General features: G+C 57.0%; 9 protein-coding genes. 3 read left to right on the forward strand and 6 right to left on the reverse strand.

All coding sequences use genetic code 11. The annotated features are described in order from the left end of the window. Positions 1–344: 344 nt before the first annotated feature. From FPT12_RS03555 to FPT12_RS03570, 4 genes are read right to left on the reverse strand one after another with little or no spacing between them, the layout of a single operon-like run. Positions 345–707, reverse strand: coding sequence for a nuclear transport factor 2 family protein (locus FPT12_RS03555; RefSeq protein WP_145014669.1), 363 nt, complete (start codon positions 705–707; stop codon positions 345–347). Between the two features lie 13 nt (positions 708–720). Further along, entirely contained in the window at positions 721–1,161 is a 441-nt protein-coding gene (locus FPT12_RS03560; protein WP_145014670.1) for an SRPBCC domain-containing protein, read from the reverse strand. 13 nt (positions 1,162–1,174) lie between these two features. Beyond that, positions 1,175–2,059, reverse strand: coding sequence for a DUF6039 family protein (locus tag FPT12_RS03565; RefSeq protein ID WP_145014671.1), 885 nt, complete (start codon positions 2,057–2,059; stop codon positions 1,175–1,177). Between the two features lie 29 nt (positions 2,060–2,088). Next, on the reverse strand, positions 2,089–3,006 hold the full coding sequence (locus FPT12_RS03570) for a DUF6039 family protein (protein ID WP_145014672.1): 918 nt from the start codon (positions 3,004–3,006) through the stop codon (positions 2,089–2,091). A gap of 305 nt (positions 3,007–3,311) precedes the next feature. On the opposite strand from FPT12_RS03570, the gene FPT12_RS03575 reads away from it, so the two are divergent. The 3 genes from FPT12_RS03575 to meaB are packed head-to-tail and all read left to right on the forward strand — an operon-like array spanning position 3,312 to position 7,199. Beyond that, complete coding sequence (locus tag FPT12_RS03575; protein ID WP_145014673.1) at positions 3,312–4,070, forward strand: SDR family NAD(P)-dependent oxidoreductase; 759 nt, start codon at positions 3,312–3,314, stop codon at positions 4,068–4,070. A 17-nt stretch (positions 4,071–4,087) separates the two neighbouring features. After that, positions 4,088–6,238 (forward strand): methylmalonyl-CoA mutase, encoded by a 2,151-nt coding sequence (scpA, locus tag FPT12_RS03580; RefSeq protein ID WP_145014674.1) that lies wholly within the window; start codon positions 4,088–4,090, stop codon positions 6,236–6,238. Continuing rightward, positions 6,231–7,199 (forward strand): methylmalonyl Co-A mutase-associated GTPase MeaB, encoded by a 969-nt coding sequence (gene meaB, locus FPT12_RS03585; protein ID WP_145014675.1) that lies wholly within the window; start codon positions 6,231–6,233, stop codon positions 7,197–7,199. The genes scpA and meaB overlap by 8 nt, the downstream gene beginning before the upstream one ends. A gap of 146 nt (positions 7,200–7,345) precedes the next feature. Here the strand turns inward: meaB and FPT12_RS03590 are convergent, their stop codons facing one another. Together FPT12_RS03590 and FPT12_RS03595 are read right to left on the reverse strand one after the other, a co-directional pair. Next, positions 7,346–10,438, reverse strand: a complete 3,093-nt coding sequence (locus tag FPT12_RS03590) for an efflux RND transporter permease subunit (protein WP_145014676.1) — start codon at positions 10,436–10,438, stop codon at positions 7,346–7,348. Positions 10,439–10,446: 8 nt separating this feature from the next. Next, positions 10,447–11,580, reverse strand: coding sequence for an efflux RND transporter periplasmic adaptor subunit (locus tag FPT12_RS03595; protein ID WP_145014677.1), 1,134 nt, complete (start codon positions 11,578–11,580; stop codon positions 10,447–10,449). Between the last annotated feature and the right edge of the window lie 8 nt (positions 11,581–11,588).

Genomic DNA, 11,588 nt, shown 5'->3' on the forward strand with positions numbered 1-11,588 from the left:
ATAAATAATGCTCAATATTGGCCACCCATGAAAAATCTGAATGAGGCGCCAAAATCCGAACAAGTAATTGACGTTGCCCAGGCAAGCGGCCTGGGCAAAAAAGATCATGAGGGAAATGCGAGGGGATTTTCGTTCAGCGAATTTTGTCGTTAACAAGAACAGCATCAAGACCGGTATCAACATCACCGGCTTGATGCTTTCTTATGAAATACGACATTACGAGTGGCGAGCGATGTGAGCGTGCACAACAGGTAGCTTTTCATTCAGCAGGAACACAGCATTCAGCCTTTGAATTGTATTGCCTCAAGAGCGTAGTCTGTATCGCGGCCTCCACGAAAAAAATATTAGTGCACGTACGTCCGCATCCCGCCTTCCACTGCGCCGGTTTGTCGCCATATCTTTCCATCACGAATGACATAGATGCCGAATGCAACTTCGGTATGCCCCTGAACTTTCATGGTCGAGCGGACCATCACCACATCGTCGCCGTGAATATATTCATTCATTTCAACGAACTCCAGGTCCAACTTCATATACTGCTCGATGGTCTCCCGAATTTTCTCGCGCCCTTCCAACACACCCTGAAAACGAATCCATACCGCCTCGGGATGATAAAGCTCCATCAGGCCATCGAGATCACGATTGGCCAGGCACTGCGCTTGTCGCATAAAAATATCATGAAACTGTGGAACGGCTGACTGATCCATTGCCTCTCCTTAGTCATTCTGCCTGCGGAATTTTGCAAGCATCCGGCGTAGCGCCCTGCACTTCCCCACTCGCCAAATACTGTTGTATTGCATTGAAGTATTTGCGCCCAAGCCCAACCCCCAAGTGCTCTACTTCATTCGTCGGTACACCATGCTGAGTCCAGGACATCCGGGTCCCATCCTCGACTTCGTCCAACTGAATGTTGACGATCGAATAGATGCCCTCCTCCCAGCTATAACAATCACGCCAGGCCATCACCAGGCGATGCTCCGGGTGCAATTCCAGAAAGTAGCCCTTGATGTAGCCACCGAACAACGAGAAATGCGCCCCAGGCCGTGCATCCATTTCCGCAGACATACCGGTGAAGTTCGCAAACTCCACCGGATCTGTCAGACAGCGATAGACAGCACTTCGGCCCGCAGTAAAAACAAACTGCTTGCTAACTTTATGCATGACCGAACCTTAACTAGACGTTGCGCTTGAACTGGACAGGCGAAAATGCGAAGTCGAACATACTGCCTTCCACAAACATCCGGCTCCAGTTGCCACCGCCCTTTTCCAATGGGAGCGTTTCGCGGAAGTACAGCTCGCGCACCTCAGGATCAGTCGCATGAAGCTTGATCAATGGATAGTACGAGCCGATATCTTTCATGGCGATGAGCCAATGCAGCGTATCGGAAGCACCGAACGCGTCCTCGTACAGGAAGCATGTCGCCTCGCCGCGCGCCTTGCTATTGATTGAGTCCACCACATCGCGCGCAAACTGCCGCCCTTCAGAGCGGAACTCGTACTTGAGCTGGGCGCTGCGGTGAAGCATCAGGCCAGCGTTTGCCGAGTGGATGATCTCGTTCAGCGGGAAGGTAAATTGATGGTACGCCGGCGGCAAACCGATAAGCGGCTGGCTGGGCTTCACTTCAACGACAGCCGCTGCGGCACCGTACATGCCACGGAACTGCGGGAGCATCACCGTCGCCTTGATCGATCCGTCGATGAACATCGTATCCCAGGCAGCACCGCCCTTGGAGGCAGGCAGCGCATTCTGCTCCAGTATTTTGCAGAAATGGTCATCCCGCGTCGCCATTTCGCACAACTCATTGTAGTCATTCAATGAGCTCAAATGCAGGAGCACATGCAGATGACCCAGAGTGCCCAGCTCTTGAAAGCTCAGCATGGTGACGCGATCTTTCTTCACCTCATTGATATACGACGCGGTCTCATGCAAAAGGCGCAGCGCCTCGTTGCGATAACCGTTTTTCAACTGGGCGACCACTTCTACGACAACGCCGGCATTGGAACTCTGCAAGCTATTCCAGGGAGCCGAGCCAGTCTGGTACTGCGCTGATTCAATCATGGTTAGTCCTTTAGCGTCGGAGTGAAAGATTAAAAATCTTTAGTTGGATGCTGCGGGCAAAGCAGAACCTCACTGATACTGCCCGGTACGAACAAGCGGCTCCAATCAGAGTGAGAACCGCCTCCCTCGACCCAACTCCTGGTCAACACGTCCCGCATACCGCTGTCTTGCGCCAGGAATTCGATGAGATGTTGATAATCTTCGTAGCACTCGAGATGAATGAGCCAATGCAGGCGGTCAACCGCGCCGAAATGTTCCTCATAGACAAAACACGTTACATAGCCCGCCAAATGCCGATTCAGGTAATCGGCATAGGCACGAGCAAAAACGCGTGCCTCCGAGCGATATTGAAAGTCGACCTGCGCTTGACGCATGATGATCATTCGCGCATTGCTGGAGTGCAGGAGTTGCGCTGCAGGCTGCTTGGACTGATACAGGGCCAAACGGGACTCTGCATCGGGAACGGGTTGAGGGCTGTGCGTTCCATTGAAACCCCAGTAGTGAGGTGTCAGCACCCTTTCCTGGAACGTGCCTGAGAATAAGGCTGTCCAATCGCCACCACGTTCACTCTCCGGTGCGCGGTTGCGCATGAAAATCTCGCCGAATGCCGGATCAACTGCAGCGAGTCGATGGAAGCGCATGTAATCTGCAAGGCTACGCAAATGAATGAACCAGTGGATTCGATCCTGCTGGCCGAACGTTTCTTCGTACAGGAACGAGCTAATAAACCCTTTTTGGGTTTTATTAGTATGTTCGCAAATCTCCAAGGCGCACTCGCGGGCCTGGTTGCGGAACTCATTTGTTACCTGGCCGCTGCGCTGCACAATCACACCACAATTGGCGCTATTCAACAGTTCGTCAGCAGCGACACTGGTCTGCTTCAACGCCGGAGGAATATATGCCTGCAGTTCAATTTGCTCCGGTGTAAATGGCGACTTACTCTTCATTGTCTCGGGACCCTTTGACTAACACTCTATATCAAACCCGTGCACTTCATCACAGCATGACCAAGATACTCAGCAGTCATCTGTACCGATCGACACCCTAAAATCAAATCCAATCGACGTGCGCTCAATTGTGAGCGCATTTCTCAATTTAGTTATTCAACAGGCCACGCCCCACGCTTAGCTGGCGCGCTGTACGACTGAAATGAATACCGAACTTTCGCTCAGATTTGAGCAACCGTTAACACCCTCAGTCTCTACCATCGCGACAAATCTGAAGCTCAACTAAATCACGCCAGCCTACTTATATGACTATGAATAATCACTCGAAATGGGTTGTTTTGACCGGCGCAACACGCGGAATTGGCCGCGCTATCGCCGGGCATCTAGCCCAGGCTGGCTATGACCTGATTCTGCCAACCAGAGATCCCGCGACTGCCGAACATGTCGCGCTAGAACTGAAGATGCTGGGCGCTCGCGCAGTTGTATACCCGTGCGATCTTTCCATTGCGCAGCAAGTAGAAGACTTTGCCAAGACCGTGCTAAAGGAAATGGGGACGCCCTATGGTTTCGTTTCATGTGCAGGCATGACATGCGACGGGCTGAGCTTTCAGCTCGACATCGCCAAAGTCCAGAAAACTTTCCAGGTCAATCTGTTTTCCACCATGCAGCTGACAGGACAGTTCGCCATGCCCATGGGACGCGCGGGCGGCGGCCGTATTGTGTTGATCAGCTCGGTTTCCGCCTGGCTCGGCAATCGTGGCAACGCAGCCTATGCAGCGACCAAGGGCGGACTCCAGGCCTATATGAAATCGGTTCTGGAGGAGTTTTCGCGCCGGGGAGTGACGATCAACGCGGTACTACCAGGTTTCATCAACACAGACATGACACAGGGTCGCGACGAATGGATCGAGCGTATGTCCAAGCGAATCCCCGCACAAAGAGTCGGCACACCAGATGACGTCGCCAATGCCGTCGGCTTTCTCTTGGCGCCAGGTGCTTCCTACATCAACGGCGCTGAGCTGGCCGTCGACGGCGGCATGTCGGCGACATTGGGACTGAATTAATCAAGGAAGCCCGACCCATGACAGTGAAACCGGCCGAAGGTGCCACGCTTGAGGACTGGCAAGCAACCATTGAGCGTCAGTTTGGCGCTGACCATCTAGAGTGGCAGACGGAGGAAGGTATCCGTGTCAAGGCGCTGTACACCGCGGACGATATCCAAGGCCTGCCGCATATAAACTCGCTGCCGGGTTTTGCTCCATTCCTTCGAGGGCCGCAGGCAAGCATGTACGCGGGCCGCCCTTGGACCATACGCCAATACGCAGGCTTTTCATCGGCGGAGGAGTCCAATGGTTTTTATAAACGCACGCTGGCCGCAGGTGGTCAAGGCATCAGTGTTGCGTTCGATCTCGCCACCCAGCGCGGCTACGATTCAGATCATCCAAGGGTGTTCGCCGACGTCGGAAAAACCGGCGTCGCCATCGACAGCGTCGAGGATATGAAAATCCTGTTCGACGGAATCCCGTTGGACAAAGTATCTGTGTCGATGACAATGAACGGCGCGGCCCTGCCCATTCTAGCCTGCCTGATTGTTGCGGCCGAAGAGCAAGGCGTGGATCAAGGTGCACTGTCCGGCACGATACAAAATGATGTTCTCAAGGAGTTCGTGGTACGCAACACGTATATCTATCCATTGAGGCCTTCGATGCGCATTGTGCGCGACATCATCGCATACGCCTCAGAGCATATGCCGAAGTTCAATCCGATCTCGATTTCCGGCTACCATTTCCAGGAGGCCGGTGCACCGCCTGCGCTGGAATTGGCCTATACCTTGGCCGACGGAAAGGAATACATCAAAACAGCGTTGTCGGCCGGACTGACCATCGATCAATTCGCGCCGAGGCTGTCGTTCTTCTGGGGCATCGGGATGAACTTCTATGTCGAGATCGCCAAGCTACGCGCTGCGCGCGTACTGTGGAGCCAGATCGTCGATGAGTTTTCTCCGACGACCCCCAAATCGCGCATCCTGCGAGCACACAGCCAGACCTCAGGCTGGTCGCTCACCGAGCAAGATCCATACAACAACATTGTGCGCACCACGTTAGAGGCCATGGCGGCGGTTTTTGGCGGTACCCAGTCTCTGCACACCAATGCGTTCGACGAAGCCATCGCCCTGCCCTCCGAAACCAGTGCGCGGATCGCGCGAAATACCCAATTGATATTGCAGGAAGAGAGCGGCATCACAAATGTGATCGACCCATGGGGAGGCTCCTACATGATGGAGTCACTGACTCAGGCCATGATCGATCAAGCGAGCCAGCTAATAGCCGAGATCGACGCGGCTGGCGGCATGACGCAAGCCGTGGAGCAGGGACTTCCGAAAATGCGCATCGAGGAGTTCGCCGCCAGCCGACAAGCCCGGATAGACCGAAATGAACACGTGATCGTCGGCGTCAACAAGTTTCCACCTCCCGACGAGGCGCCGCTGGAAACTCGCGAGATCGATAATGCCGCAGTCCTGGAGAACCAAATCCGCCGCTTGGCGTCACTGCGCGCAAATCGCGATGAACCGGCCACCCAGGCAGCACTGGCGATGCTCCAGCAGGCGGCCCAAAACGATGCCAGTAATCTACTGGTGGTCACTATCGACGCGATTCGCGCCAAGGCGACCGTGGGTGAGGTTTGTGAGACGCTTGAGCGGGTATGGGGACGCCATCGTGTGACAAGTGCAACGATTTCCGGCGTCTATGCCTCGGCCTATCGCGACGATCCAGACTGGAATACGTTGGTACGCTCGGTCGAACAGTTCGAGCGCGACCAGGGCCGACGACCGCGCATGCTGGTGGGCAAGCTGGGTCAGGATGGCCATGACCGAGGCGCCAAAATAATCGCCACGGCCTTCGCCGATATCGGCTTCGACGTCGATATGTCGCCAATGTTCTCCACACCGCGGGAGTTGGCCAAGCAGGCAGTGGAAAATGACGTGCATGTTGTCGGAATCTCTTCGTTGGCCGGCGGACACAAGATCCTGGTCCCTCAAGTCATGGAGGCCCTGCGCGAGTTCGGCGCGGACGAAACACTGGTTGTGGTAGGCGGCGTCATTCCACAAGCCGACTATGCATTCTTACTGTCGCTGGGCGTTGCCGGCATATACGGCCCCGGCACACGGATTCCCCAAGCCGCGATCAGCATCATGGACGCCATCCAGCGCCAAACCCAATCCCATGCCTGACATCGATCCTGCGCGCTTGCGAGCGGGTGATCGCCGCTCGCTCGCACGCGCCATTACCTTGTGCGAAAGCAGCAATTACGCAGACATGGAAAAGGCGCAGTTGCTGCTGGATGCCATCATGCCCTACACCGGCAACAGCCTGCGCATCGGTATTTCAGGTGTGCCGGGGGCCGGCAAATCAACCTTCATCGAAGCATTCGGCCTCGACTGGGTTGAGCAAGGCAAAAAGGTCGCCGTACTCGCGATCGATCCCAGCTCGCCGCTGGTCGGCGGTAGCATCCTGGGCGACAAGACGCGCATGGAGGAATTGGCCAAACTGGATGCCGCCTTCATACGCCCATCACCAAGCCGGGGCTGCCAAGGGGGCGTTGCCGAACGCACACGCGAGGCGATATTGCTGTGCGAGGCCGCCGGCTTCGACATCATCATTGTCGAAACGGTTGGCGTCGGTCAGTCCGAGTTCGATGTTGCGCGCATGGTCGACTTTTTCATGGTGCTGCTCTTGCCCAATGCCGGCGATGAGCTGCAGGGCATCAAGCGCGGCATTCTGGAACTGGCGGATCTGTTGATCATCAATAAGTGCGATGGCCCGAATCGGGCGCAGGCGCAGTCGGCCAAAGCCAACTACCAATCCGCTCTACGCCTGTTGCGCTCTGCCGCGCACGGGAGCGCAGAGGTTGTCACATGCTCGGCCTTACTGCGTGAGGAAATCGGCTTGATCAGACAGCGCATCGAAGACTTCGCCAAAATGGGTCAGCAAGCAGGTTGGTTTCAAACCCGTCGGCAAAGCCAGAACGGCGAATGGATGCGCTACATTTTGCAGCGAATGCTGGAAAACAGCCTGTATTGCCACGAAGGCGTCCGTCACCGGCTACCCGAGCTGGAGAACGCTGTCATCGAAGGTCTCATCACACCGCTGACCGCAGCGCGCCAGTTAATGACAATCCTGCGCTCTGACTAAAAAGAGTACCTGGCCACTCAGGAGGCGAAACGCGCGGTCCCCCTCATCCTCCATAGCCGAATCGGGCATGCCGCTGACGGCGAATTGCAGCCCGCCCAGGCGATAACCTGGGAGGGCTGCGACCCGTAACATAGCCTTGAAGCACATCAGATCGAGTAGGACTCTTCGCGAACATCGACCTTGTTTTTGCCTTTTAGCAACCGTCGCAGCGTTCGCTTAAGATCGTCGAAGCAGGTGAATACCACCGGTACAACCAACAGGCTCAGCACAGTCGACGTCACCAGCCCGCCAATCACTGCGATGGCCATCGGTGAACGGAAGCTGGGATCGATGCCTATTCCCAATGCGACCGGGAGCATTCCCGCCCCCATTGCAATGGATGTCATCACGATCGGACGCACCCGACTGCGGGCAGCCATCAGTAGTGCGTCATTCCGGCTGGCGCCGTTGCGGATTGCCGTGATTGCATAGTCCACCAGCAGAATGGAGTTCTTGGTTGCAATGCCCATTAACATGATCAGTCCGATCATAGTCGGGAGTGACAAGGAACTGTGCCCCACCAATAGCGCTACGAACGCGCCACCGATCGACAAGGGCAGTGCCACCATAATGGTCATCGGCTGCATAAAATCACGGAACAGCAATACCAGGACCATGTATATACATACCACTCCGGTCAGCATGGCCAGCAAAAATCCGGCAAACAGCTTCTGCATCTCCGCAGTATCGCCAAACGATGCGCGGGAAATGCCCGGCGGCAGATGTGCCACGCTTGGCAACTCGTCGACCGCCGCGCTGACGTCCCCGAGCGAGCGTCCATTGAGCTCCACATCGAACACCACCACGCGAGCGCCGTCATAACGGTCAATCTGGCTCGGCCCGCTCGACAAGCTGATGTCCGCCACCTGGCTGAGCATTACTTTTGAGCCGTTAGCGGTTGGAATCTTCAACTGGCGCAAGGCATTCAGGTCGTGCTGCAGCCCCTCCGGCAATCGCACCACAATGGGAACCTGGCGCTCTGGCAGGTTCAGCTTCGCCAGCGCGATGTCAAACTCTCCCACCGTGGAGACGCGCAGCGTGTTGGCTATGTCCGTGGCCGTCACGTCCAATTCGGCGGCGCGTGCGTTATTAACCGTGATACCCAGTTCCGGACGGATCAGGCTGGCACTGGAACTGACGCCTCCGACGCCGGGCAAGGTGCGCAGATCCCGGGCGATCGCCTGGGCCGCCGATTGCAGCGCGACACTGTCGCTGCTGGTGATCGCCAGCTGGTACTTCTCGCCAGCCGCCCCCAGACCGATGGCCAGCCTCACGCCGGGAATCGACTGCAGAGCCTCGCGCAGGTTTCCTTCAATAGCCGACTTGCGAACCTGACGGTCCTGGCGGTCTGCCAGCATCACGATCAGGCTGGCCTTGTTCACGCCGGACATCGTGCCGCCGTCAAGTGGATTGCTGCCCGCGGCCCCACCACCAATCGCGGTATATACACGTGTCACGTAAGGCTGCTGAAGAATAATTGCGCGCGCCTGCTCTGCTGCCGCAGTCGTATCGGCCAACGTCGCGCCGGGCACTAGCTCCAGCTTGACCATGGTTTGCGAACGGTCATCCGGTGGGACGAAATCGCTGGACAACAGGGGTGCCAGCAACAGCGACCCGATAAAGAACATCACCGACATCGCGATTGTCGACTTGCGGTGGCTTAGGCACCAACTCGCCACTTTCAGATAAGCCTTCGTCAGCCGCCCCTCCTCAGGGGCCTTCGACGCAACTGGCTTCAGTAAATAGGCCGCCAGCATCGGCGTCAGCATGCGCGCCACCAGCAACGAGGCCAGCACGGCCATGGCCGCAGTCCAGCCGAACTGCATGAAGAACTTGCCCGGCACACCGCCCATAAAAGCGGTCGGCAGAAACACGGCCACCAGGGTGAGCGTCGTGGCGATCACCGCCATACCGATTTCGTTGGCACCTTCCATGGCCGCTTGATAAGGCGTTTTCCCGGCGCGTAGATTGCGGTAGATGTTTTCGATTTCAACGATGGCGTCGTCCACCAGTACGCCGACCACCAACGCCAGCGCCAACAAGGTAACGGTGTTCAACGTAAAACCGAGGCTCGCCATGCCGATGAATGTTGGAAGCAAGGACAGCGGCAATGCGGTGGCGACGATCAAGGTTGCCCGCAGGTTACGCAAGAACCACAACACCACCAGCACCGCGAGCAATGCGCCCTCGTAAAGCACGTTCATCGATCCGCGAAAAGACTCCAGCACCGGTACTGCCGTGTTATAGGCTTGCGTCACGATGAGCGTCGGACGCTCGCTCTGCAAACGCTCGAGCGACTTGCGCACGCCATCCGCCACCTCGATCTCGCTGGCATTGCGGCTGCGTGTAATTTCCACGCCGACCACCATATGCCCGTCGAGCATCGCCAGCGAGCGTCGTTCGGCAGTCGTATCGCTTACCGTCGCCACTTGATCCAGCCGGATGCGCCGCCCGCCGCCTATCGACAGCTCCATCCGTGCCAATTGATCGACCGATTGCGCGGTGGCGATGGTACGCAACGCCTGTTCTCCACCGACAATATAGGTACGCCCACCCGAGGCTTCACGCTGAGTCTTTGCCAACTGATCGGATATCTCGGCTGCAGAAACGTTCAGCGACGCCATTGCAACGGGATCAAGTGCCACACGGATTTCCCGGTCGAGTCCGCCGACTCTGCTCACGCCTCCAATACCGGACACTGAGCGCAATGCCTTGATCATTGTATTGTCGATGTACCAGGACAACTGTTCCTCATCCATGCGCGAGTCCGCCACGGTATAGATCAGAAACGGCGTGCTGGTGAACTCGACTTTGCCAATCACCGGGTCGTTGACGTCCGCCGGCAACGTGGAGCGCACGCCGTTAACGGCGTTGCGTACGTCCTCCATCGCCTGCGAAACGGATCGGTCCATCAGGAACTCGACAGAGAGCAGCACCAAACCGTCCTGCACCTTGGAATAGACATGCTTGACACCTTGCAAGCCGATGACCGCGCTTTCCAACTTGCGCGCGACCTCCACTTCAAGCTGAGCCGCCGCCGCGCCCTTGAGCGTCGTAGTGATGGTAACGGTGGGCAGATCGACATCGGGAAAGTCTTGTACTTTCAAGCTGGAAAATGCCATCAAGCCGATCAGCGCCAACAGCACAAACAGCATGATGACCGGAACAGGATTACGGATAGACCACGAAGAGAAATTCATAGGGAGCCTTAGTTTTCCACGCGAACGAGATCGCCATCTGCCAAAAAGCCCGCCCCCTTGCTCACAACCAATGCGTTTGGCGGCACCCCTTCTACTTCTATCATGGCGCCCTCCTCCCGCCCGGGACGCACCCGCACCTGCCGCGCCACGTCCTGACCATCAATGACAAACACGCTAGACAGACCATCGCGCAAAACCAGCGCGCTGCCTGGGACCATCAGTGCCTCGCTGTTGCCAACCGGTATTTCACCAGCGACAAACATACCTGGCTTCAAATACTGGGAATGGGCTTCGTCGTTCGGCAGATCGATGTAAACCAATACATTGCGGCTGCGAGTATCGACAGTGGGGGCAACCTTGCGGACCTTGCCCGTCACCACGACACCACCGGGCGCGAACACGGATACGGCGACGTCGGGGTGGATGGTCGCACTGTCATTGGCGGTTACCTCTGCATGCCATTCCATCCTTCCCTGGCGGACCATGCGGAATAGTTCTTGGCCCGCCTGGCAGATCGTTCCCACTGCAACGCTGCGCGCGGAGATCACGCCATCGTCAGGCGCGACAATAAGTGTCTGCTTCAAGCGCAGCAGTTCTGCCGCCAGCCTGGCCTGCGCCAGTTGCACGCGTGCAGCGCTGGAACCTTCCTGCGTCACCGCGAAGGTGATCTGCTGCTTGCTCAGCGCGCCGTTATCACCAAGCGCCTGAACTCGCGCCAGGTTCTCCTGTGCATCCTGATGAAGCGCTGCGGCTTCCGCGACGCTGGCTTGGCCCTGGGCAATGAGGATGCGGATTTCCTCGTCGGCGAACGTAGCCAGCACCTGGCCCTTCTTCACCCGATCACCGACATTGGCGCGCACATCGGTCAGGCGCAAATTGCCCAGGTTCGTGCCGATGATGGACTCCTGCCAAGCCACGACATCGCCGTTCGCCGAAATACGCTGGGACAGTGGCAGAGTTGCCGGTTTGACGACTGCTACCGTCAATGATGCCTTAGGCTGCTTCGGCTCGCTGTCCTGCGGTGTCTTGTGGCCCGCCGAGGCGAATGCGGCCACCGCTGCAGCTGCGACCATCAGCGAAATGGCCAAGCGTTTGAAACGTGACACCTTGAAGCGAAGTTTGTCGGCATATACGCGAAACATCGATTTCC

It is taken from the genome of Pseudomonas sp. H3(2019), assembly GCF_007713465.1.
GTDB lineage: Bacteria > Pseudomonadota > Gammaproteobacteria > Pseudomonadales > Pseudomonadaceae > Aquipseudomonas.